The organism is Rhodococcus sp. BH5 (assembly GCF_027583855.1).
Lineage (GTDB): Bacteria > Actinomycetota > Actinomycetes > Mycobacteriales > Mycobacteriaceae > Rhodococcus_F > Rhodococcus_F qingshengii.
In genome coordinates this window covers 78,959-102,993 of the sequence record NZ_JAJHVW010000011.1, presented here as the reverse complement: position 1 = coordinate 102,993, position 24,035 = coordinate 78,959, and the positions used below count along the sequence as shown (strand labels likewise).

At 63.3% G+C, this 24,035-nt stretch carries 21 protein-coding genes; 7 read left to right on the top strand and 14 right to left on the bottom strand.

Annotation, left to right across the window (positions count from 1 at the left end):
- Positions 1-37: 37 nt before the first annotated feature.
- The 6 genes from RhoBH5_RS24875 to dacB all read right to left on the bottom strand — a co-directional run bounded on the left by RhoBH5_RS24875 (position 38) and on the right by dacB (position 7,188).
- The gene (locus tag RhoBH5_RS24875; protein WP_270008904.1) at positions 38-2,359 is read right to left on the bottom strand and encodes an outer membrane protein assembly factor BamB family protein; all 2,322 of its coding nucleotides are present in this window, start codon (positions 2,357-2,359) and stop codon (positions 38-40) included.
- A 22-nt stretch (positions 2,360-2,381) separates the two neighbouring features.
- The gene (locus RhoBH5_RS24870; protein ID WP_007727011.1) at positions 2,382-3,047 is read right to left on the bottom strand and encodes a DUF4190 domain-containing protein; all 666 of its coding nucleotides are present in this window, start codon (positions 3,045-3,047) and stop codon (positions 2,382-2,384) included.
- Positions 3,048-3,169: 122 nt separating this feature from the next.
- Positions 3,170-3,724, bottom strand: a complete 555-nt coding sequence (gene hpt, locus RhoBH5_RS24865; protein ID WP_003941159.1) for a hypoxanthine phosphoribosyltransferase — start codon at positions 3,722-3,724, stop codon at positions 3,170-3,172.
- A 3-nt stretch (positions 3,725-3,727) separates the two neighbouring features.
- Positions 3,728-4,705: a tRNA lysidine(34) synthetase TilS gene (gene tilS, locus RhoBH5_RS24860; RefSeq protein ID WP_270008903.1), complete on the bottom strand. Its 978-nt coding sequence runs from the start codon at positions 4,703-4,705 to the stop codon at positions 3,728-3,730.
- Positions 4,706-5,779 carry a zinc-dependent metalloprotease gene (locus RhoBH5_RS24855; protein WP_047269664.1) on the bottom strand — a complete coding sequence of 358 codons (1,074 nt, stop codon included), beginning with the start codon at positions 5,777-5,779 and terminating at the stop codon, positions 4,706-4,708.
- On the bottom strand, positions 5,779-7,188 hold the full coding sequence (dacB, locus tag RhoBH5_RS24850) for a D-alanyl-D-alanine carboxypeptidase/D-alanyl-D-alanine endopeptidase (protein WP_058227233.1): 1,410 nt from the start codon (positions 7,186-7,188) through the stop codon (positions 5,779-5,781). The genes RhoBH5_RS24855 and dacB overlap by 1 nt, the downstream gene beginning before the upstream one ends.
- Positions 7,189-7,291: 103 nt before the next feature.
- Here dacB and RhoBH5_RS24845 point away from each other — a divergent pair, with 103 nt between their 5' ends.
- Positions 7,292-7,783, top strand: a complete 492-nt coding sequence (locus tag RhoBH5_RS24845) for an inorganic diphosphatase (protein WP_003941181.1) — start codon at positions 7,292-7,294, stop codon at positions 7,781-7,783.
- Positions 7,784-7,870: 87 nt separating this feature from the next.
- On the opposite strand, the gene RhoBH5_RS24840 is transcribed toward RhoBH5_RS24845, so the two are convergent.
- The 3 genes from RhoBH5_RS24840 to RhoBH5_RS24830 all read right to left on the bottom strand — a co-directional run bounded on the left by RhoBH5_RS24840 (position 7,871) and on the right by RhoBH5_RS24830 (position 10,617).
- Positions 7,871-8,701, bottom strand: coding sequence for a crotonase/enoyl-CoA hydratase family protein (locus RhoBH5_RS24840; RefSeq protein ID WP_007727023.1), 831 nt, complete (start codon positions 8,699-8,701; stop codon positions 7,871-7,873).
- Positions 8,702-8,747: 46 nt separating this feature from the next.
- Entirely contained in the window at positions 8,748-8,954 is a 207-nt protein-coding gene (locus tag RhoBH5_RS24835) for a hypothetical protein (RefSeq protein WP_124568973.1), read from the bottom strand.
- A gap of 133 nt (positions 8,955-9,087) precedes the next feature.
- Entirely contained in the window at positions 9,088-10,617 is a 1,530-nt protein-coding gene (locus tag RhoBH5_RS24830; protein ID WP_235808448.1) for an LCP family protein, read from the bottom strand.
- 122 nt (positions 10,618-10,739) lie between these two features.
- Between RhoBH5_RS24830 and RhoBH5_RS24825 the strand changes: the two genes are divergently transcribed.
- The 5 genes from RhoBH5_RS24825 to RhoBH5_RS24805 all read left to right on the top strand — a co-directional run bounded on the left by RhoBH5_RS24825 (position 10,740) and on the right by RhoBH5_RS24805 (position 16,931).
- A complete protein-coding gene (locus tag RhoBH5_RS24825; protein ID WP_058227231.1) occupies positions 10,740-11,558 on the top strand; it encodes a polysaccharide deacetylase family protein in 819 nt (272 codons plus the stop codon).
- A gap of 4 nt (positions 11,559-11,562) precedes the next feature.
- Positions 11,563-13,542: an amino acid permease gene (locus RhoBH5_RS24820; RefSeq protein ID WP_082654868.1), complete on the top strand. Its 1,980-nt coding sequence runs from the start codon at positions 11,563-11,565 to the stop codon at positions 13,540-13,542.
- Positions 13,543-13,976: 434 nt separating this feature from the next.
- Entirely contained in the window at positions 13,977-14,399 is a 423-nt protein-coding gene (locus tag RhoBH5_RS24815) for a hypothetical protein (RefSeq protein WP_231915382.1), read from the top strand.
- Between the two features lie 142 nt (positions 14,400-14,541).
- A complete protein-coding gene (locus RhoBH5_RS24810; protein WP_039972767.1) occupies positions 14,542-15,141 on the top strand; it encodes a TetR/AcrR family transcriptional regulator in 600 nt (199 codons plus the stop codon).
- Positions 15,138-16,931, top strand: a complete 1,794-nt coding sequence (locus RhoBH5_RS24805) for an alpha/beta fold hydrolase (RefSeq protein ID WP_270008902.1) — start codon at positions 15,138-15,140, stop codon at positions 16,929-16,931. Before RhoBH5_RS24810 ends, RhoBH5_RS24805 begins: the two co-directional genes overlap by 4 nt.
- A gap of 940 nt (positions 16,932-17,871) precedes the next feature.
- On the opposite strand, the gene RhoBH5_RS24800 is transcribed toward RhoBH5_RS24805, so the two are convergent.
- Entirely contained in the window at positions 17,872-18,336 is a 465-nt protein-coding gene (locus RhoBH5_RS24800) for a hypothetical protein (RefSeq protein ID WP_193595668.1), read from the bottom strand.
- A gap of 497 nt (positions 18,337-18,833) precedes the next feature.
- On the opposite strand from RhoBH5_RS24800, the gene RhoBH5_RS24795 reads away from it, so the two are divergent.
- Complete coding sequence (locus tag RhoBH5_RS24795) at positions 18,834-19,355, top strand: 2-oxo-4-hydroxy-4-carboxy-5-ureidoimidazoline decarboxylase (protein ID WP_003941084.1); 522 nt, start codon at positions 18,834-18,836, stop codon at positions 19,353-19,355.
- Positions 19,356-19,411: 56 nt separating this feature from the next.
- On the opposite strand, the gene RhoBH5_RS24790 is transcribed toward RhoBH5_RS24795, so the two are convergent.
- From RhoBH5_RS24790 to RhoBH5_RS24775, 4 genes are all read right to left on the bottom strand, one after another.
- The gene (locus tag RhoBH5_RS24790; protein WP_003941110.1) at positions 19,412-19,867 is read right to left on the bottom strand and encodes a tellurite resistance TerB family protein; all 456 of its coding nucleotides are present in this window, start codon (positions 19,865-19,867) and stop codon (positions 19,412-19,414) included.
- 84 nt (positions 19,868-19,951) lie between these two features.
- Positions 19,952-21,508 (bottom strand): TerD family protein, encoded by a 1,557-nt coding sequence (locus RhoBH5_RS24785; protein WP_052417026.1) that lies wholly within the window; start codon positions 21,506-21,508, stop codon positions 19,952-19,954.
- A gap of 40 nt (positions 21,509-21,548) precedes the next feature.
- Positions 21,549-22,442 (bottom strand): SGNH/GDSL hydrolase family protein, encoded by an 894-nt coding sequence (locus tag RhoBH5_RS24780; protein ID WP_042922710.1) that lies wholly within the window; start codon positions 22,440-22,442, stop codon positions 21,549-21,551.
- Between the two features lie 158 nt (positions 22,443-22,600).
- On the bottom strand, positions 22,601-24,010 hold the full coding sequence (locus RhoBH5_RS24775) for a TerD family protein (protein WP_054187881.1): 1,410 nt from the start codon (positions 24,008-24,010) through the stop codon (positions 22,601-22,603).
- Positions 24,011-24,035: the final 25 nt, after the last annotated feature.

Genomic DNA, 24,035 nt, shown 5'->3' with positions numbered 1-24,035 from the left:
TCCTCAGATGTGGGAAGTGCGCCGAACGGGTCAGGCACTATCGCCGATATTTGGTGGTCCCCGACGAATCGCGATCGTTGCTGACGATCTTGGCGAAGCATTGATCGTTGGCAATCCGCTTCGAATCGCACCACCCGTTGGCCGCATCCGCATCCGCAAACGTCAAGCCTGCGACGGTTATCCACCAACCCCGGAGATCGAAGGTCCGCCATTCGTCACTCCAGAGCAGACGCACCTCCGGATACATGAGACGAAGTTCGAGATGCTGTCGCAGGATCTGGGCAGCAGTCCAATGCACCTGAGCGCCATTGATATCCGCCGCATCGAGTCCGACCCGCTTGGAGGAGATCTGAGCCACCCACCTGTTCGCGAGGTCACCGATCACAAAGGGGCGATCGGCGTCGGCCTGAGCCCGGAGGGCGTCGAGACTCGCAGATTCGACGTCGCCCGTTGTCGGCTGCGCGCTACGTGTGGGTCGGATCGGCGTATTGGTGTCACTTCGCGATGCCGGCCCGGATGTCAGGCTGGTATCACTCGTCCCGTCGTCCTCGCATTCGACGAGTTGAGCACCTGACGCTCTCGAATTGGTCAGACTCGAAGACTCACCGAGAGTGTTCGGCAGCCTCCAGAAGCTACCGAGGTCGTACAGGAACTCGCGCTGGATCGAGTTCGTCGTGTTCGTCCCATCGGTTCGGGGAAGATAGATCGGCGCATCGGAGAAGTCGAACACCGCCGATGCAACGCTCTGGCCGGTGTCGGTGATCGATACACGAAGCGCGTCGGTGGAGACGATGTCTCCGCCGGGACATGATGCTTTCATTTCCATTAGAACGACGAGACCCTCTGCCTGCGTGCGGTATTCAACCGGCGTCAGGGTCGGTGTCCGGCCGCATTTCGTGACGTACTCGTTGCCTCCGTCGAATTCAGGGACAGCGGGCAGCCTGCCCGGTGCTCCTGACGGTCCGCCGGTCGGTGGGTAGTAGAGGAATCTGTCATTGGAGATCGAGGCGAGTCCGTCGTGGGCCTTCGACCAAGACCAGTGGTTGGTGTGGGAATCGAGGGACCAACTGACAGAGCCGTCGTCGAGTTCGACGGCGAGTACCCTGCCGTCGTTAGGATGGACGAGAATTCGCTCACCGTCCGAGACCGAGTAAGAGAAGTAGTCGCCGATCTTGGTCGACCACAACTGTTCCCCGGTGTCGATTCGGTAGGCCGAGAGCGTGTCCGAGTCGTTGCCCAACACGATGTCGCCGACGATCCGGCGTAGCGAGAAGTGGTCTCCGCCGATGACCGACCACAGCTCGGTGCCGTCGTTCATGTCGTAGGCACCGTGCGAGCCGATATACGGACGAGATTTCGATGCCGAGACAAGCCACGGTGATGCCGGTGCGTCTTCGTCAACTCTAAATCTCTCGGCACCGTCACGGTCGGACACGATGCTGGAGTATCCGTCCGACGCAAATGGCATCGCACAGAGGACGCCGGCAAAACCTTGTCCTGGAAGTGCCTCGTAGCCACCCAGATTCGGATTCGAAAGCAGTGCGCCATCGACCGCGTTGAGCGCCGTAGATCCGATGCTCGAGTAATAGACGATGCCGTCGACGATCTCGAACGAATGCGAATCGCCGGATCCGACGCAGTCGGTTTCCGGTGGAGTTGTCGTTGTCCACGCCGCATCGAGGTCGGTGGGGGTTCCGCGCGAAATCACCAGCCCGGACTGGCTACCGCCGACAGTGAAGACCGCTCCGTCGGAAACCTCGACCAAGGTGGCCGTATCGGTGTCGACACTCGAACGAATCGCCCCCGAGTCGAGCGAGAAGGAAACGACTCGAGCTGTTCCACCCGGGTTCCTGACGACACAAGGTAGGGCTGCATCGATCGCGGTGGTCGCACACGACACCGTGCCGGCGACCGGCGTTTGCCATCGAATGGATCCGCTCTCGGCGTCGACTGCAACAAGTTGGGACTGCTGGCCCTGCTGTGGACCGACCGTAGTGATCAGAGTCTGTCCCACGTCGATGAATCTCGCCGTTCCATAGCTCGCACCGAGCGAATCCGGCCACAGAAATCTTCCGCCCGGCAGAACCTCGTCAACGTCCAACGACCACCCTGGCGTCGGCTGCGTCGGGTAAGTGTTGACCAGCTGGCCTGCCACCGGTCCATCGGTGTCTCCCGACCGGAGAATCGTGACAACGGTGACGGCGCCTGCGGCGAGGGCCGCGACGGCGGTAAGGGCTGCAACGGCAACAATCCATCCTCGGCCACGAGATCGAGAGGGCGGAGGATGTCCGGCAACCAGAGCCTGCGGTGGTGAAGGCGGGGGTGGTGGGGGAGGTGGGGGCGGGGGCGGCAACGTCATCGGTTGTGTCTCCCTCTGTCGATCATTCGTCCGCTAGGCAAAGCACTACGACAGGACTCTCTTTGCGAACCCAATCGGCGGTGCACGAAGATGTGGACGTGCCGCGGCTGACTACCCGGTGAGTGGCGCTGCTCGAGCTGCATGAGACCGGACTGACGTATGTCTCGCTGGTCCCGTCGCCCTTGTCTGCCCCGAGCCTTCGTACGACGCAGTCACCTACCGAGGCATTGGCGATGACCGACGCCGTGTCGCTTCCGCTGTACGTCGGCGCCACCGTCCGGGATGTGGTGGTCGCATACGTCGGATAAGTCGTACTCGACGATTCAGATGTGTAGTAGAGAGAAGACGCGCTGTCGTAGTCGTCGAACGCGCGGGTGACTGCATTGGCAATGAGAAACATCCACACGATCGACAGCACCAGAAGCGCGGTGAAGATGTAGCCGATGACCAGACCGGCGATTGCAAGTCCTCGCCCCTGCTCACCGGTTCGTTTGATCTGCGCCAGCGAAATGTGGCCGAGCACAATGCCGACCGGCGCCAGCACGAGCGCCCCGACCAGGGCGGCAATTGCGAGGCCGTTCGTGGTCGGAGGTTGGTACAGAACGCCCTGCGGTTGGGCACTCCAGTACTGCTGCTCCCCATCAGGCGGGGGCGGTGGTGGCGGTGGCGGTGGCGGCGGAAGGGTCACCGAATAAGCCGTCGGTAGCGCATTCCGTGAATCTAGCGACGCCTCGGAGACCTGTCTGTAGTCCGTTTGGCGGATTGATGCAGAGGTGCCGAAATGTGAAGAGTTCTAACCGGCGAGCAGGCTCAGCCGCCGTAGACCTCGGGGTCCAGGGTGCCGATGTACGGCAGATCGCGGTACCGCTCGGCGTAGTCGAGGCCGTAACCTACGACGAACTCGTTGGGGATGTCGAAGCCCACGTCGCGGACGTCGACGTCGATCTTGACCGCATCCGGCTTGCGGAGCAGGGTGACGACCTCGAGCGAAGCGGGATTACGTGTCTTGAGGTTGCGCATCAGCCACGACAGCGTGAGACCGGAGTCGATGATGTCTTCGACGATCAGCACGTGGCGACCGGCAATGTCCTTGTCGAGGTCCTTGAGGATGCGGACGACACCCGAAGACGAGGTCGAGGATCCGTAGGAGCTCACGGCCATGAATTCCATCTGCGACGGGATCGGCAGGGCGCGGGCGAAGTCGGTCATGAAGAAGACCGCTCCCTTGAGGACGCCGATCAGCAGGAGATCCCCTTCGGGGGCGCCTGCCGGGTAACGCTTGGCGATGTCCTCAGCCAGTTCCGCCGTTCGTGCACGGATCTGTTCTTCGGAGATCAGTACCGATGCGATGTCGCCCTCGTACACGCGTCAAACCCTTCGTCGGTCTTCGAATCCGAGGATCAGCCTGCCACGTCGCCGGGCCGCCACCAACCTCGCCTCCGGTGTTCCGCCGCCGATCGCGACGCCGCCTTGCCCCCGCCAGTCGGTCACCAGGGCGTCGACTGCGCGTAACTGTTTGTCCGTCAATGCTTTTGCGCCGCCCTGCAGCAGCCAGGCCCGCAGAGCGCGTCGGCGGATTGCGGTGGGCGCTTCGGCAAGTGTGTCCACTTCCACTTCTCCGTCGACGACAACCCGTAGGAGTAGGGCTTCGGCGTACTCGTCGAGCGCCTCGCCGTCCTCACGCAACTGCGTCGCGGTTCGGGCCAACGCTTCGGGAACTCCCCCGCCGAGAATTTCTTCGAGCAGCGGCAACGCCTCGTGCCGCAGACGTACGCGAGTGAACTCGGGATTGTTGTTGTGCGGGTCCTCCCACGGCGTGATGCCCAGGTCGACGCAGGCCGCCCTGGTCACCGATCGCCGGATGCCGAGTAGCGGCCGTCCCCAGGGAGCGTCGAATGCAGCCATACCTTGAATCGATCGCCCACCGGACCCGCGGGAGAGTCCGAGAAGCACGGTCTCGGCCTGATCGTCGAGTGTGTGTCCGAGCAGAACCGGGAGGTCAGTTCTGGCGCCGCGCAGGGCGTTGTACCGAGCCTCACGCGCGGCGGCTTCGAGACTCCCACCATCGGCTACGTCGACGGTCAGGACCGTCGCGGTCCGGCAACCCAGCGCCAGCGCCTGGTCTGCGGCCGAGCGTGCGACGGCATCGGAACCGACTTGCAGGCGATGGTCCACGATCAATGCGTCGACCGATTCGGTTTCCGCCACGGCTGCTGCTGTCAGGGCCAACGAATCGGCTCCCCCGGACAGGGCGACGACCACACGGCGTCGTGGCTCGAATGCGACCGTCCATGCCCGCACGGCCTGTCGCAGCGCCAGTAGGGCAGGCGTCTCAGGCAGCAGCATCTAGCCGAGAACGCGCTTTACCCACGCGTCGGGATTGTCGATCTCGTCCAGCAACGGCAAGGTCTCGGGCCCGGTCCAGATGGTGTTGAACTGCTCCATGCCGACCTTGAGAACCACCGCGTCGACGAAGGCCTTGCCGCGTACGTACTGCGCCATCTTGGCGTCCATGCCGAGAAGCATCTTGATGATCCGCTGCACGGGGTTGGACTTGCGCTGCCGACGCTTGTCGAAGGCCGCGCGGATCGTTGCCACCGACGGCACCACAGCGGGACCGACGGCGTCCATCACGTGGTCTGCATGCCCTTCCAGGAGAGTGCCGAGTACGAGCATCCGATCCAGCGCGTCACGCTGGGGTTCCGCCTGCGAGGCGCGCAGCAGTCCGATGATGCCGCCCGCCGTCGCACCGTCACTGGAGTCGGGTTCCTTCCGCGAGCGCAGCTCTGCAGCAAGGCGCCCGACAACGTCGGTCATCGACTCGTCCACCGTCGCACCAAGCGTTTCGACGGATTCCTTCATGTACTCCGCGAGCCACGGCGAGGACGAGAACTGGACCCGGTGAGTGACCTCGTGCAGGCAGACCCACAACCGGAAGTCACTCGGGTTCAGCCGAAGGGACCGTTCGACGGAGACGATGTTCGGTGTGACCAGAAGCAGGGTGCCGTGCTCGCCGGTGAACGGGTCGTACTGCCCGAGGATCGCCGAAGACAGGTACGCCAGCATGGCGCCGGCCTGCAAGCCCGCCGGCTTTCCGACGATGAGATTGCCACTGCCGTCGGGATCCGCGCCGGTGAGATGTGCCATCGACCGCGAGGCTGCCGTGATCCACCCGGCCCGGTCAAGCACGTCAGCGGCCGGGACCGGTAGACCGTCGGCCAGCCCGGTCACTTCACGAACCGGCAGTTCTGCGCGCTCGGACGCTTCGGCGAGTTCTGCGGTTGCCGTCTCGGCCGTGTAGCGAGACATCGCGGGGCCGCCGCGCGCCAGTTTTATCCCGGCTTTGGCGGCAAGACTCCAGTCGACGGCACCACCGAGCGGAGCCGAGGCTTCATCATCTTGTGGAGTCTTTTCGGCCACTATTGGCACCCGCAATTCCTCAATGCTCCGGCAATCGCGTCCAGGGCAGGACGGCTCACTTCTGGCGGCCGGTCATTGGACATCAGTGCGAAGGTGAGCACTCGCCCGTTCTGATCGACCACGAACCCTGACAACGCGCTGGCCGTTGAGAGAGTTCCCGTCTTGGCCCGCACCCAACCCGCACCGGTTCGGTTTCCGGACGCGTAGCGGTCGGACAAACTTCCTGTTCCGCCGGCCACCGGAAGGTAGTCCAGCAGGGGGCGCAGTTTCGGATCACCGTCACCGGCCGCAGCCGTCATGACGCGATCGAGTACCTGAGCGGGAATGAGATCGTCGACGGACAGTCCGCTGGAATCGTGCAGCGAAACTCCGGTGTAGTCGAACCCGGCCGCCTGCAGGGTCTTGCCGGTCGCGTCGACTGCGCCGGTGAACGAGGCTTCTATTCCGGAGGCAATCGCGACCTCACGCCCGATGGTCTCTGCGAGCACGTTGTCGGAATGTTCCATCATCTGCAGCAGCCGGTCGCTCAGCGGCGCCGACTGCACGGTGGCGATCGGCTTGGCACCGGCAGGCGCCGCGCCGAGACTCACGTTGGCGGGATCGACACCGAGCGCCTGAGCGAGCACCTTGCCCGCGTCCAACGCGGGAGTTTCCGAACGCGGCGACTCGTCTTGAGTGCCGTCGTACCGACCACCTTCGATCATCACCGATTCGATCGGGGTGATGTAGCCGGCCGCGATGTCCGCGGGGAACCATCCGGTGGCCATGTTGTCGCCCTTGAACAAGCTCGAGTCCACCACGACGCTGGTCACCGGCGTACCGGCAGCCTTGATCTGGTCGACGAGATCCGCGATGTGAGCAGCATTGGCGTAATACCCGCTCTGCCCCTTCGGCGTCGCCGTCAGCGTCGGGTCACCACCGCCGACCAGAACGACCTGCCCGGGGCTCGCTCCGGGAACCACCGTCGTGGACAGCCGGTGGTCGAGCGGCAACTTCAGCAGTGCCGCCGATGCGGTCAGCACCTTCGTCGTGGACGCAGGCGTCATCGGCGTCGACGGGTCTGCGCTCCACAGAATGTTTCCGGTGAGCGCATCAGCGACAACTCCGGTGAACTTCCCCAGATCCGGGTTGGCCACAGCCGGGCCGATCGCCGCGGCGATTCCCGCCGCGCTCGGGATCGGTGCGTCCGTCGGGACGGGCACCACCTGAGGTGACGGCGTCACGAGCGCAGGCTGCGGCGACGTAGTCACGGTCGCGCTGCCCGCGGTGTCGTTCGACGTACCGAGTTTCACGACGACAACTCCGGCGACGGCCAGTACAACCACTGCACCGACCGCCAGAAGGATGCGGAAGTTACGCCGTCGACTCTCTTCCAACGAGCCGATCTTCTTCTTTCCTTGGCCCGCCAACGCCCCTCCGTCTGTGCTCTGCCTACTGGGTGGTCAGGCAACCTTATCCTTGACCCGATATCCTTCCGACGAATCATTACCGACACGACAGCGAGGAATCGGCGTGGAGTTCGACGTCACCATCGAGATCCCCAAGGGTCAGCGCAACAAGTACGAGGTCGACCACGTAACCGGTCGCGTCAAACTCGATCGCTACCTCTACACAGCTTTCGGCTACCCGGCCGACTACGGCTTCATCGAAAACACCCTGGGTGAGGACGGCGATCCGCTCGACGCCATGGTCCTGCTCCCCGAGTCGGTCTTCCCCGGCGTCATCGTCGAGGCTCGCGCAGTCGCGATGTTCAAGATGGTCGACGAGGCCGGCGGAGACGACAAGGTCCTCTGCGTTCCGGCCGGTGACCCCCGCTGGGATCACATCCAGGATCTGGGTGACATCTCACAGTTCGAACTCGATGCGATCAAGCACTTCTTCGTCCACTACAAGGACCTCGAGCCGAACAAGCACGTCGAGGCTGCCAACTGGGTCGGCCGCGCCGAGGCAGAGGCCGAGATCGAGGCTTCGATCAAGCGTCTCGCTGCCAACGGCGGTCACTGAGCTCGAGTTCTCAGGCCTTACGAAAATCCCCGCACATCGGAAGATGTGCGGGGATTTTTGTGCTGTTTTTACTCGCCCTTGCAGATTCTACTCACCCTGGAAGACCGGCGGGCGCTTCTGGAAGACGGCGGTGATGGCCTCGGTCAGATCCTGCGAAGGCAGGAACGCCGCGTTCCAGGCTGCGACGTAGCGAAGGCTGTCGTTCACGCTCGCGCTGCGGGTGTGATCGAGCACGTCCTTGATCCCGTGGACGACGAGCGGCGGGTTGAGCGCAATCTCCTTGGCGGTCGCGCGCGCCGCTGCCAGTACCGCGTCGGCATCTTCGAAAACGTCGTTGACGAGGCCGATCTTCTCGGCGCGCGCTGCGTCGATGTCCTTGCCGGTCAGAGCCAACTCACGCAGGTGTCCGTCGCCGATGATCGCGGGCAGACGCGCGAGGCTGCCCATGTCTGCGACGATCGCGACCTTGACCTCGCGGATGCTGAACTTGGCATCGGCACTTGCGTAGCGGATGTCCGCCGCCGTGATCAGGTCGACGCCGCCGCCGATGCACCAGCCCTGCACAGCTGCGACGACGGGCTTGCGGCAATCTGCGACGGCATTGATGCCCGACTGCATGCGCTTGATCATGTCGTGGAACTTGGTGCGCGGGCCTGCCTGAGCCTTGTCCGCGAGGACGGCACCGAATTCACCGCTCATCGCCGGCAGGTCCAGTCCGAACGAGAAGTGCTTGCCGGAACCGGCGATGACGATTGCACGCACCTCGGGGTCGGCGTCGAGGTCGGCGAAGATTTCGGGGAGTTCACTCCAGAAATCCGGCCCCATCGCGTTGCCCTTGCTCGGCCCGATCAGCGTCACCTGGGCGATGTTGTCTTCGCGCTCGACGGTGAACGCATTCCAGCTCTTCTGTTCAGTCATTACTCAAGAGTAACTAAAGGTCCGGCTCAGCCGAAGACCGCTGCCTTCATCCGAAAATTCCTGCCTCGTCAAGTACCAGTACGACGAGGGTGACGGCCATCAGGGCGAACATGATGAGCATCGCCATCCTCGCCGCCCGCTCACTGGTCGGTGGGAAAACGCGCTGCGCCGGATGCTCGGCCACGTACTCGGACAAGGACATGGTCCTGGCACGTGAGCGTGTCGGATTCTGTACCGCTGCTGTTGTAGCCATGTCGGTGATCCTTTCAACTACGCAATCTCAGTCAGGTACCCCAAAGGTGAAGTACCCGACTGAGTTCGACTTCTCCAATGTAGACCCGCAGATCGAAGAAGTCAGCGTGAGTTTGGTGCGAATTACCTGAGAGTTAGTCCACACAGGGGATGCCGCCATTCGCGTCGGCCCGGATGGGTGATCCCTGCGCTCCCGTATCGGGAACGGTGCCGGCGGATACCGACGAGTCCGACTGCGCCGGAGCGGCCGAGAACACGGTCTGCGCATTGTCCTCACCGATCAGTACAGACACTGATTCGGCCGCTGCCTGCTCGTTAGGCACTGCGGCCACGCCCAACTGCTCGGCCAGCGCCTCTGCGACGGCTTTGGCGCCGACTCCATAGCTGACCACCGACTTTGCCGTCGCAACTGCGGTGCTCACCTCTCCGACTTCGACTCCCGACGCTTTCGTCGCCGCTGCCAACGCGGCGCCCAACCCGTCCGTCGCGGTTCCGTTGCGGATGTCCACAACTTCGTTCCCGGTCGAGACAGCAGTGTCCATCGCAGGTGCAGATGCCGAGTCACCTCCCGCGAAGATCCGCGACACTTCACTACGCAGACGCGCCGGATCGACCATGTTGACGTCCTGGCCGTCGACGGTCTCGTATCCCTCGATGGGCAGGGTGTAGAAGTCGATGTTCCCACCTGCGAGAGCGCTTGCCTGAGAAGCGAATCGGACGGGATCCATGGCAGAATCGATCACCACATCCTTCTTCACCACGTCGGCCAGTGCCGTCATCTTCGGAATGTTTCCGATGACGCCGGAGCCCTTCAAGTTGGCGATCACCGCGCTGATGAAAGCCTGCTGCCGGTGGGTGCGATCCAAGTCCCCGTTGTCCAGGCCGTGGCGTTGACGGACAAACGAAAGTGCCTGTGACGCATCGAGAGTCTGAACTCCGGCCGGGAAGTTGGCGCCCGAGAAGTCATCCTGCACCGGATTGTTAAGGCACACCTGAACGGGGCCGATAGCCGAGACGACGTCGTAGAAGCCCATCAGGTTCACTTCGGCAAAGTGATCGATCGGAACCTTGAGCAGATTCTGCACGGTGGTCAGTGTCGACCGTCTTCCGACTTCACGCGCTTGTTGTTCTCGTGCAGCAGGATCCGTCACCCCGTCCGCTACGAGTTTGGCGTCCGCATCAGCCTTCGCCATTCCGTACGCTTCCTTGATCTTGGCCATTCCGTAGCCGGGTACCGCGACGTAATCGTCGCGTGGAATTGCCACCGCACTGGCCTTGCCACCATCGCCCGGAACATGGAGCAGGATAAGCGTGTTCGTGTTGTACCCACCCACATCACTGTCCCCCGCATGCAGCTTGTCGGTGACGAACTCAGCCGGCAGGTCGCTGCCGTCCATCGCTTTGCGACTGTCGAGCCCGATCAACAAGATGTTGGTATCCCCGTCGAGAGAACTTCCGGCGTCCTCACCGAGGGCGGAGAGCGCATCCGACCGGTACAGCCCCGACGTCAGATCCGACTGCACGTACCACCCGATTCCGACGCCCACCAGAATCGTCGTCGACAGGGACGCCGCCGCCAGCTTGCGCCCTACCGAGAGCGTCGACCGCTGCGGTTGACGCCTACGCCTGTGCCTGGTTGCCGAGTGTCGAGGTCGCGGTTCCACGGCCGACACGCTATCCACCGTTCCTGAGTAGAACCTGTCGATACCGGACACGGCTGGTCATTGGCTGAAAAAACGCTGAGAATGAAGTCCGAATAGGGCAAATCTGCTCTAGGCTCCGCCCTGTGGACCGCCGACGCTTCCTCAGTGCCCTCGCAGCAGCAACTCTGACCGGAACCGCCGCGGTGACCATGGGAACCGCTTGTTCGTCACGTTCGGTCGGGACGGCAATCGCTGCAGCCGACGAACCAACCGACCCCGTCCCTGTCCCGGATCTCCCGCCTGCCTTGTTGCCGCCTCCACCGCCGTCTGCCCGGGTGCCGCTGCCCGCCGGCGGATCGTTGACCGCGTTACCCGGCGGTGGGGATCTGTTTGCCCTGACGGTTGACGACGGAGCCAGCTCCGAAGTCGTGCGCCTCTACACACAGTTCGCAAAAGACACCGGCATCCGTTTGACGTACTTCGTCAACGGGCAATACAACTCGTGGACCGAAAACGCCGGACTTCTCAGACCGCTGGTCGAGAGCGGACAAATTCAGCTCGGCAATCACACCTACTCGCACCCGGATCTGACGTCCGTGTCGAAGCAGCAGATCGCAGACGAGCTGACGAAGAACGGCACGTTCCTGCGCAACACCTACGGCGTGGACGCGGCGCCGTACTTTCGGCCGCCGTACGGAAGGCACAACGCGACAGTCGATTCCGTGGCCGCGAGCGTCGACTACACCGTGCCCACCCTCTGGTACGGATCACTGTCGGATTCTTCGTTGATCACCGAGGAGTACATCCTCCAAATGGCGAACCAGTACTTCAATCCGGGGGCCATCGTGATCGGGCACCTCAACTATCTGCCCGTGACCCACGTGTATCCGCAACTGGTGGACATCATCCGGAGCCGAAACCTGCGGACTGTCACGCTCAACGATGTTTATCTGAAGCCGTGACGCCGTGGTGACCGCAGCCGACAACGAGGTCCCGGCCGAAAACACGGCTCCGTCCGTGAAACAACGCACCGAGGCCTGGCTGCTCGCGGACATCACCGAGGAACCCGCCGGACATCTGGGGCCCCACCGGATGGCGCCGAAGAAGGAGAAGCGCCACCCGTGGTGGAAGGTGATGTGCCTGACGGGTGTCGATTACTTCTCCACTCTCGGTTACCAACCCGGTATCGCGGCACTGGCGGCCGGCACGTTGGCTCCCATCGCGACAGTCGTATTGATCCTGCTGACACTCTTCGGCGCTCTACCGGTCTACCGGCGAGTGGCTCGCGAGAGTCCGCACGGCGAGGGTTCGATCGCCATGCTCGAGAAGCTGCTGCCCAAGTGGCGCGGCAAGATCTTCGTTCTCGTGCTTCTCGGCTTCGCGGCCACCGATTTCCTCATCACTATGACGCTCTCGGCTGCCGATGCCACGGCGCACCTCGTCGAGAACCCTTTTGCTCCAACCTTTCTCTCCGGACACACCGTCGCCGTCACCCTGGTTCTGCTCGCGCTCCTCGCTGCGGTCTTCCTCCGCGGATTCACCGAAGCGATCGGTATCGCGGTCGGATTGGTCGCCGTCTATCTCGCCTTGAACGTGGTGGTCATCTCCGTAGGTCTGTGGCACATCGCGACCGCGCCGTCGTTGGTCACCGACTGGACGCGCGCCATGACCACCGAGCACGGAAACCCGGCGATGATGATCCTGATCGCGCTGATCGTCTTCCCGAAGTTGGCGCTCGGCTTGTCCGGCTTCGAAACCGGGGTCGCGGTCATGCCGCAGATCAAGGGCGAGCCGCACGACACCGAACAGAATCCGCGCGGCCGCATCAAAGGCGCACGGCGCCTGCTCACCACGGCGGCGCTGATCATGAGCGGATTCCTGCTGACGTCGAGCCTGGTCACCACCATCCTGATCCCAGAAAACGAGTTCCAGCCCGGAGGCGCTGCCAACGGTCGCGCGCTTGCCTTCCTCGCGCACGACTATCTGGGTGAGATCTTCGGAACCGTCTACGATCTCAGCACGATCCTGATCCTTTGGTTTGCCGGTGCGTCGGCAATGGCAGGGTTGCTCAATCTTGTTCCGAGGTATCTCCCCCGCTACGGCATGGCGCCGTCGTGGGCCCGCGCCGTGCGTCCGCTGGTCCTCGTGTTCAGCGTCATCGCCATCACTGTCACGATCTACTTCGACGCCGGTGTCGACGCTCAGAGTTCCGCGTACGCAACCGGTGTCCTCGTGCTCATCTCGTCGGCGACCGTCGCCGTTGCACTGTCCGCTCGTAAGCACGGTCAGCGAAAACTGTTCGTGGGGTTCAGTTTTGTCGCAGTTTTGTTCGTCTACACAACGATCGCGAACATCTTCGAACGTCCAGACGGTGTGAAAGTGGCGTCGTTCTTCATCGCCGCGATCATGGTGGTGTCCTTCCTTTCCCGGATCTCGCGAGCCTTCGAACTACGGGCAACCTCCGTCGAATTCGACGAGACCGCGCTGCAATTCATCGCCGAGGCAGCCGAGAAGGGTTACCTCGCGATGGTGGCGCACGACGTCGACCGTCTCGACGAGGACGAGTATCGGCAGAAGGAATCGCAGCAGCGCGCCGAAAGCAACATCCCGGAGGCGGAGTCGATCATCTTCATCGAGGTAAACGTCACGGACTCCTCCGAATTCAGCACCGACCTCCTCGTCCACGGCCGACAGCGCGGTGAGCACCGGATTCTGTGGGTCGACAGCCCGGCCGTCCCCAACACCATTGCGGCGGTTCTCCTGCGGACGAGGGATATCACCGGCGTGATTCCCGACGTCTACTTCGAGTGGACCGAGGGAAACCCGATCATGTACCTGCTCCGCTTCCTGTTCATCGGTGAGGGCGAAACCGCTCCCGTGACCCGTGAGGTCCTCCGCCGCGCCGAACCCGACCAGTCCCGCCGGCCACACGTCCACGTCGGTTGACGCCCACTCCCACTAACCGCTCACAAGCCCGCTCGCGATTGCTGTCGAACATCGCTGCATCCAGGGCTGTGGTGGCCGAGGTGGCGGGCGACCAATGCGGGCGCGATGGTGAGGGGCGTCGTTCGTCATGGCGACCTTCCATTCGTGTCTGGGGGCCAATCTCGGTCCCCTTCATGGATTTCGCCTTCTGACAACGGAAATTGCACCGGCAAGAGGGACTGGCGTGCAACTGGTGAGCGAAAAGTCTGTCCGCACGCGCGAGTGCAGATTGAAAGGCCTTTCGACCCGCAGGTGGACGGGACGATGCGACGGAGATCGAGAATGACCGCGACATACAATCGCGATCAGAGCGAAGCTCCAGGCCGAGATTCCGGCGCCGCTGTGATGGAGGGGTCAGGATGTTCGGTTGGAAAAAGAAGCGCAACGATTCAAAGATGACGCTCGACGATGTGATGTCGAAGCTCAGGCCTGACCTGAGTCGGGAATCACTCGGCGTCGGACCCGACTTTCCGGGCGTCGCCCCGAACCCGCTCATGAGCAGTGATGCACGCAAGCGCAATGCGGAACTGCGGACGGGGGTGCTTGCGCTCGGCATTCTCGTCGACTGGCGGGAGGTCAACAGCAATCCACGCGTGGTCCTGATGTTCGACGTGGAGACCTCCGACGGCATCTTGTTCCGCGGTATCGCAGACGAAGACCTCACGATCACCGAGCTGACACGACTCGCCCCAGGACAGACGTTGCCCGTGCGCTACCGGCCGGCCGTCATGGACCACTACGTCGCCCTTGCCCGGGACGCGGACGCCGCCCACGTTCAGCAGCTCTCCGACGAGATCGCGACCCGCAAGCGGACCTGACCCGAAGCCTTGGCCGGATCCTAGGTCGCCGGCACTCCGATGATGGCGTCGGCGGTCACACGCATGTCGATCACGACGAGACTGGTTGGTAGACGCATTCTCTCGGTTGAAAATAATATGTAGACCGGTCTATTGTTGGCTCATGGCATCCAAAGGAGACCTGACAAGGGCACGGCTCGCAGAATCCATGCTCGAGCTCATCCAGACCAGCGGCTACAGCGGCACGGGCCTGAACGCCGTGATCGAACACGCCGCAGCGCCGAAAGGGTCGATCTACTTCCACTTCCCCGACGGGAAGGAAGGCCTGGGCGTCGCAGCGATTGAGCTCGCCACGAAGGCATTCGGGACGCTGATTGCAGAGGCCGCGATTTCCCGGGTCGATGCGGCCGAGGCAGCACGCGCCGCGATCGAGGCCCTGACGACCATCGTCAGCGAGAGCAACTTCCGGCGGGGTTGCCCGGTCTCTGTCGTCACCCTGGAGATGGGCGCGGAGAACGAGCGTCTGCGGCAGGCGTGCGCCGCTGCCTTTGAGTCGTGGATCGCCCTGACAACCGCGTTTCTCGAGGCCAGCGGCGTTGTCCCCGACGAGGCCCGATCCCTGGCGACCGTTGTTGTGTCGACGATCGAGGGGGCGGTCATCGTCTCTCGCGCTACGCAAAACACGCAACCCCTGATTTCGGCCGCTGACATCGTTGCGGAGCTCATCAACCAGCGCTGCCAGACCGTTGGCGGAACGCGATGACTCCACGCGACGTCTCCCGTCACGCCCTGGTCTTCGGGGCCTCAGGTCTGGTCGGTCGGCACCTCGTCCTGACCCTCGCCGAGGCTGGTACGAACGTCACGGCGGCAGTTCGGACCGCCGAGTCCGGGGCCCGTGTCGAGCGATGGGTCAGAGAGCATGGCCTGACGCGGAGCATCAGCACGACCATCGTCGACTTCGACGCTCCTGAAATCGTCGCGGGTGGCCCATCGGCGTTCCCTTTCATCACAGAGATCCACAACTGCGCCGGGTCCTACCGATTCGGAATGACCGCCCAGGAGGCACGCAGCGCGAACGTCGGCATCGTCGAGAAGCTGATCGACTTCGCCAAGGACCTCCCCAACCTGCAGCGCGTGATCCACGTGTCGGGCTACCGCGTCGGCGGACAAGACCCCACAACGGTTCCATGGCCCGACGATCACCGCACCGCGGTTTACAAGGACCTTGGCGCCTACGAAGCGTCAAAAGTGGAATCCGACGCAACCTTCCAGGCCCGAGCCCTCAAGCACGGAGTTCCCTGGACCATTGTCAATCCGTCCAGCGTGATCGGCGACAGCGCCACCGGGGAATCCGACCAGCACATCGGGCTGGCCAGCACAGTCGAGCAGATTTGGAACGGCACCGCAGCAGCGTTGCCTGGAAACGAATCGACGTTTCTCCCGATCGTCACGGTCGACTATCTGGCGGCCTTCATGACGGCAGCTGCGGTCGATCCCGCTGCTGAGGGCATGGCCTACTGGGTTCTCCACGACGACACCCCACCGCTAGCGGACCTGCTCACACACGTCGGTCGGCATCTCGGTGCGAAGGTCCCGCGGGTCAGGATTCCGATCGGCGTCATCAAGCGGCTCCCGCAGCAGATCACCAAGGCCGATCCCGAGACCCTCACCTTCATGTCCGCCGACCGCTATCCGACAGAGTCCGCCGTCGAGTTCGCCGACAGACACGGGATCCTGATGCCCGACGTGCTGGTGTCCCTCGAACGGTGGGCCGACTACCTGGCAGCGCATCGGTTTGGTGCCGTCATGTCCGCCGACCGTCGATTCGTCGACGTCGGCGGCCTGAGGACATTTGAGCTCGGCGTACGAGGATCGAGTCGGGTGATTCTTCCCGGCATGCCCGTGAACGCGGACACGTGGGCAGAGGTAGCTGCCGGCATCGAGGGGCGGGTCGTCGACTTGCCCGGCCTCGGCCTCAGTAGCGGGGCCGGCGTTCAGGACTGGGATGAGTGGCTGCCGGCGGTAGTAGCTGGTGAACCTGCTGACCTCGTCGGCCACTCCATCGGTGCGGCTGCTGCAGTAGTTGCGGCTGACCGGTTCCCGGCGCAGGTGAAGTCCCTCACGTTGATCGCACCGTTCTTCCTCCAGGCCCCGATGGGTTCCTCGGCCAGACTGAAGCCGCTCGTACGCGCCTACTTGCGACACGCAGACCCGGCACGGCTCTCACGCAAACTGACCGGATCAGAAGCGAGCGCGGATTCTCTCGTTTCCAGTCTCAGTGACCTCGAGCGAAGCAGTTCCAAGAGCGTGGCCGAGCATCTCGCCCGTGCGGGATCGAAGCGGTGGCGTGCTGAACTCCAAGAAGCGCTTAGGCGATTCAGTGGCCCGGTCCGCATCATCACAGGAAGCAAAGACCCAATCGACCCGGCCGCGGTTGCGCAGCTCGAGTCACTTCCGAACATCAAACTGATCTCGCTGCCGGGTGCCGGGCACCATCCGCAACTAACCCATACCGATGCTCTCGTCGATCTGCTCGAGGGATCGCTCGCGTGACATAGACGCCTGCGGTTTCAGCAGCTGACAGAGATACGGGCATCCAATCTGTAGCTGGCCAGTCTGTCGGTGACCATCACACTCAGCACAACTCCAGTCCTTTGAGCAGTCGACGTAAGAGCTTCATGGCTGCCGAAGTGTTCACCAGGGCGTCAGTAAAACTGCGTTCCGCTTGAGCTCGCATGGAGTCACCTAGGAGAGCGCTATCCGCCATTCCCACGGCAATGGAAGCCACCGAATCCCACCCCAGCGATCATCTGAAGCCTCCTCGAATGCGTTGTTGCTCCGGATCAGTGACAACCGGGGAGGTCGACGGGCCGTGCAGTATTCGAATCGCGCAGTGTTCCTTCACTTCAATTGCAACGGAGGGGAGGGTTGAGTGGCTCGAGGCCGCATCACCGGAACCCGATACGAGTAGCGAGGCAACATGATCGGCGGGGCCGGCGCTGCAGCTTCGAGGGTGCCCGCCGCGAGCCTGGTGAGCAACACCCCATCGCCGGCGGCATCAACCTCGTCGGCATCAGGCGGGTCCTCGAACTCGAGGACAGCACCGCAGCACTACGCCGCGACAACGCGCAAACAACACTGAAATCCGCACAGCCAGAAGGACACACCGCACAGTAAGGACCACCGCCATGGAAAACGACCGCGTACCCGCAGCCGTCGACGCGACGCCCGACGCCGACTACATCGAACAATCAATACCCGTCGTCCAGGACGAAAACCTCTGAGTGAGTCACGGCACCTCATGGAGAGTTCGCCGTTCACACACCAACGGCGCAGATAAACTGTGGAAGATCGTGACGTCTACGAGCTACTTCCGAGGCCGCGAGCGCTTGCGTCGCCCCACAAAAAGAATCGCCGAGCTACTTGCGTTCGAATGGCGTAGCCGCGAGGACGGTTACGTGAAATTCCGGTTCCCTGCCACCGCCATTCGGACTCACATGTTCAACGTCCCCACATCACTACTCCCCTTCCGTCGAGCCGGCCACGCCCGAACTGCCTTCCGCCCGGAGAAAACCGCCAACGCTCCCGTCACCAATGACAGCGAACTGCTCAAAGCCACGATCAGCGTCGGACTCGATCCGACCAAGTGACCACTCGAACCCCGCCACAACCTGACCGTCTGCCCCACAGCGTATTCGTGCGCGCTGGAGCACTCGACGAACGATTCGATGTGGTCCACCTCGTCCTGCGCCCATCCCACCGTATAGGTGCGCGGATGCACACAACGGCCCAGCGTGGCACCGTCCTCCACGTCCAGCACCCTCGCTTCGACAGCAGGACCCATACCACCGGAGATCGACTGCACAGCAATGCTGAACGTCACCACCGCGCAGATGAGTGCTGCCAGAGCAAGTATCGACAATGCGGCGACGATCCACATCCCCCTCCGCTCGCCCACCGTATCCACCCTCGACCTCATAGATTCTTGATATGACATCTACGGCCCGATACAAAATCGAGCCAACCGCGAACTCGCGCGGAGCCTCCACGACTGCCAGCGAACGAGACACACTCCCGGCCCATTGCAGGGGCCGACGCCGAGAGCCTCAAACGAGAGCCGACCCTGTCAAGCCGCTGGTCGCCTTTCGGAGACGGCGGGATCGCCAACCGATCTCCGTGAAGTTGCATCAGACGCAACGTTGATTGGCCTCTTTTCGGGACAGATTGCTCGCCATCTCCTGTGGTCATCGGCACCCGGTTGAGTCGGCTTCGTCAGCGAACCTTGTCGGGTGGAGACCGTGTCGGTCAGCTCGTTACGCCGCGTTAAGAACCTGAAAACTCGGGGAGCAAACCTTCCTTTCCCAGGTGAAGCGGCGGATTATCGAAGTGGCCGCGCATCTGGTTACCGCGCGGCATGTCGAGCGCGCCTGAAGGCACAACGGGCCGGGAGGTCACATGCTGCTACATCAATCGATCGGGTTGGAGCGCTTCAACGAACTACCGCGGCAGAAGGCAGTTCACGCATTGTTCGAGTGCTGCTGCTCGCTGACGTGGGCCGGGTGGGTCAGCGACGGACGTCCGTTCGCCGATCACGCGGAGATCCTCTCGCGCGCCGAGGACGCGATTCTCAACCTCTCGGACGTCGACGTCGAACGCGCCCTGCAATGCCATCCACCGGTCGGCGTCCGTAGGAACAGCGTGCCGTCCCACCTCGAGCAATGCTCGATCTGGGTTCCGGACGACGCCGTCATGGCAACCATCTATCGCGCCGGCGAGGAGTACGAGCGGAACTTCGGCTTCCGGTATCTGTGGTGTTCGCACGGCCACGACGCCGACGACCTGCTCGAGAACATCGGCCAGCGCATGTCCAACGAACGGTCCGTCGAGCGCAAGGTCTGCGTCGACGAGCTCGCCAAGATCACGCGGACGAGGATCGAGCGCATGCTGGGACCCGAGGACGGTTATCCCGAGTACTGAAAAGAAGAGCGGGTGCAGCGCTTTCGCGCCGCACCCGCTTTCATGCTCTGAATCGATCAGAGATCGAACTCGGCCGGAGAGATTCCGACTGCAAAACACATGTCGCGTACGACGCCGCGCTCGTGCTCGTCGAAGTTGCCGTCCGCGCCGCCGATGATGATGCCGATCTGGATGACTGCGCGGGCCTGATCCTGCTTCGACTTGAGCTTGGCGATGGTCGCGGTTGCCTCGACCTTGCCGAACTCGTAGTCCGAGGACAGCTTGCTGCAGTACCAGTCGAACTGCTCACGAAGCTCGTCCGGCGGGAAGACCGCGAGCGACTCGTTGCTCATGATCAGCGCGGCGGTCTTCTGACGCTCCGACGGATCGATCGAACCGTCTGCGGCGGCGATCAACGCGCACATTGCCATGCTCGCGTTCTTGAATTCCTTGTTCTGGAACTGGCTGGTCTTTGTCTTGAGCTGGCCGTTCATCTCCTGAGCCTTAGCCTTCAACTGATCCCAGAATGCCATGAGTCTCCTCGAGTATTGCCGCCACACACCGCGCGTGGTCGTACCACCACTCTGCCTGTGCGCTCGGCAATCCGCCATCGGCCGCTAGGTGCGGTCGAACACTGCCAGAATTCGCGACTCGGAGATCGGGTCGAGCACGTCCGGGGTGAAGTGCCATTGCGTGCGGGTCCACGGATCGTGAACCTCCGTCTGCCCTGCTGCCGAAAGATGTTGGCACCCCTCGGACAGCGCGGCGACGGATTCTTCCGCGAAGTTCGACTCATCCTCTCCGACAATCAGTATCGACAAACCGATTGCCGGTCCGCGTTCGGCGAGGAACATGATGGTCTGTGCGTCTTCGGCGGAATATCCGTGCGGGAAATCGCTGAGGATCAACAGGCGCAGGGAACTCGGGCCATCTGCGACACCACTCATTCGCGCGAGTTCGCCCATGTCGACGGCCTCGGCCAGTGCCCGCAAGCGCGCCGAGATCTCGGTGTGAGCGGTGATGACCGGCCCCGCGAGCATCGGTGCCAGTCGGTCGGTCAGTGGCGTGAGCGAGCCGGTCAGGTCGACGACGTCGAGTAGCGGCATCGGGCCGGCGGCCATGACGCGCACGGTGACGGCACTGATCAGACCGAGCGCTGCTTTGCTCGACGTACTGTCCACCCAGATCGGCCGGCGCAGTGGCAACGGGACGCAGTAGGGAACGGTGAGTGTGCCGCGGTCCGGAGCCGACAGCTCGCCAAGACGCATTCCGTCGCTGACGGCCGTGATCTGGGCCGGATCGGTTGTACCCGCCCAGGACACCGACTTCCACGACGCCATCGACCGTGGGAGCACGCCGTCGATCACGCCGAGTTCGTGCGCAAGCTGAGCGCTGTCGCGGGCGTGATTGTCCCGCGCGAGTGAGACGAGGTCGTCGTGACGCTTCTGTGCGGCATCGCGCGCCGCCACTCCCGCTGCCGAGTTCCGCAACGACGGATCTGCGACGGCAGCGGTCAGATCCTCGTCCAAACGGGCAAGCGCGTACTCGCTGCTGGAGACGAAGGAAGCGGCAGAACGCGAGGCGTCCTCGAAGATCATCCACGCACGCTCGAGGCCGCGGCCCACCTCCAACGGCTCCACGGCGGAGTCCCACTCGGGCGCAGCTGTCGGGCCTGGTTGTGCCGGCTCGTCGTCCACCTCGACGCCGTGCACCGAGATCAGTTCCGCCAGACCACCCGCATAGCCCTGCCCTACGGCCCGAATCTTCCAGGCACTGGACTTTCGGTACAGCTCCCAGCAGATGACCGCTGTCTCGGTACCTGCGGTGGGGATCGCGAATTCGGCCAGGACCGAACCGGATTGATCGCTCAGGGTGGCGGAGAGCCCGGCCGTGCGAAAGGCGCCCGCGGCCGTCGCTGCCGGATCCACGCTGACGATGCACAACACGGCCGCGGCATCGGGGTGAAGTCGATCGAGTTCCACCCGGATGCCGCTCTGGTCGAGTTGCACTCCAGCGGTGGATGGTTGGTTGTAGAACACGAAGTCCGCGGACGTCAATGCCCGCAGGTTCGCGTCCGCTACCAGCGCCGACACGTCGAACGGCGTCTGGCTCTCGGCTCGAAACGTCACCACGGGCGCCTGCAGCGGCGCGTTCTGTCCGGGAACAAAAGTCATACCCACAGCAGCGAACTATGCCATGACCGGGCTCTCTCGGTCAGCCTTGCACGTCCGCCACCACTAGATCGGCCACCGCGGTCATCCCAGCGTCCGTGAAGTGCAAGCGCTGCGCCGTCGACTCCGAGAACAGGCCTTCGAACCAACGCTGATCTGCACTCGCACATGCGTCGTGCCCGCCGGCGATGCTCGCCGCCGCAATGTCGACAGTGCGCACACCGTGGGCGTGGGCCACCTCGTCGAACTTCGTGTTGTAGCGAGCGAAGTAGTCCATGAACCAGGATGCGTCGGCGTCTGAGAACGGAATGTTCGGCCAGCATCCGCGAGAGGAGATCATGCCGCCCTCACCGATCAGGTAGATGCGAGCGTTAGGCGCGCGCTGCGTGACCGCAGTCAGGATGCGATCCAATTCTCCGGCAGCCCGGTCGATTCCGGATTGGGCGACGGAATTCGCGAGCGGGTCGTACCGGCATCCACGATCGGTTCCTGGCCCCGGAGCGACGCACAGGGGGCCGAGGAAGATGCTGTTGGAGTCGTTGCCGCCGATCGAGATGGTGATCAGGTCGGTGTCCGGGTGAACGGCATCGAGTTGGACAGGCCAGTAGTTCGGAATCAGCTGTGGAGTGTCGATGATGTTCTCGGCGCGTGCCGCGCTGCAAGAGACGTCGGTGAACTCCGCGACCTCGAGTGCCCGAGAGATCTTGCCCGCGAAGTTCTCGTACGAACGCGAACAGGCGTCGGGGTACATCGGTTCCAGCCTTGGACCGGAGGCACGGGAGTCACCGAGGGCGACGTACTTGATCCCGGTGCCGGATACTCCTGACCGAGTTTCCGACTGGGGCACCGAAGCCTGCGCGATTCCGGTGCTCACGAGCGCCAGCACAACGCCTGCGACGGCCGCCGCCCGACCGAGAAGTTTCCCTCGAATGATCATCTACTGTGCCAAGTCCTCTCGCGCACGGCCGCTCGACTGACGGCTCGACATGCCGCATGAGGTTAACGCACAGAGGGGGAAACGATGTCCGGTTCGACGGACGGCGATCGAAATCACCTACCGCCGAACCGGATTCATCTCGAGTATGCAGTCTCGACTCAAGCAGTGAGGAAACGGCCCAGCTGCGGCGCAGCTTCTCCTGCGTGCTTGGCCTGGATACCTTCACCGATGGCCTGCAGCTTCCATTCACCGTTCACGCGGTACACCTTTGCCATCACCATTCCGGTGAAAGCCATGCCGCCCTGGAGCGTGTATCGAGCGAGCTCGGAGTTGGTGGTGCTGTCCACGAGACGGCAGAAAGCGTTGGAGACCTGCTCGAACGTGTGTCCGCGGTACGAGGTCACGGTGAAGATCACGGTGGTCACGTGAGCCGGGACCCGCTGAAGATCGACGAGCATGACCTCGTCGTCGCCGTCTCCGTCGCCGGTCAGGTTGTCACCCATGTGACGGACCGAGCCGTCCTTGGACGTCAACTGACCGTAGTAGCAGACGTCGACGAGGTTGCCGTCGGCGTACAGGAGTGCCGAAGCGTCGAGGTCGACATCGGCGGTACGGCTTCCGAACAGGCCGCTCTTCTTGATCGGATCCCAACCCAGACCCATCTGGATCATGGTGAGCGCGACGCCGCCCTCCTTGCGGAGTGTGACCTTCTGTCCCTTGGTCAGGCTGACGGGGCGTCCCTTGACCAGGCTCACCTCGGGCTGCTGGGCCGGCGGCTGGTTCTGCACGGGAGGCGCCGGGGGCGCCTGGTTGTACGTCGGCTGCTGGTTGTACGCAGGCTGTTGGTTGTAGGCAGGCTGCTGCGCCGGCGGGTAGGCCGGCGGCGTCGGTCCCTGGTTGTAGGCCGGCGGCTGGTTGTACGCGGGCGGGGCCGGCGGAACCGGCGGCGCGTTGTACGAAGGCTGCTGCTGCGGCGGCTGGTTGTACGCCGGCGGTGTAGGAGCGACGGACGAGGGCGGGGTGATCGGCGCCGGAGCCGCGACCGGAGTGGGAGGCGGCGGTGGTGCATCGTCGACGGACACACCATGATCGGTGACCAGCGCGGCAAATCCACCCGCGTACCCCTGGCCGACGGCGCGCACCTTCCATGCACCCTGGCGTCGGTACACCTCGAGCGCGATGACGATGGACTCGGTGGTGAGGCCGTCGATCACGTACTCGTACAACACGTTCCCGGCCGCATCGGAGACCCGAGCGGTCGGTGCAGCAGTGCGCCCGAAGTTCGACGAAGCGTCGTCGAGCGTGATGACGGCGCGAACCTGCTCGATATCGGCGGGTACGCCGGCGAGTGAGACTCGGAGTGAGGCAATGCCACCCGGGTTGGGTACCAATTGCACGCCGGGTCCGGTCGGCTGGTTGAAGAAGACGAAGTCGGCGTCGGAACGAACTTTTCCGTTGCTCGTCACGAGGAGTGCAGACAGGTCAGCGGCCGCAGCCAGCTGAACCGAGACAACTACATCCGAGACGTCCAGCGGGCCGTTCTGCCCTTTGGCAAGCGATACAGACAACTAAATCCCCTTCATAGAGAGCGTG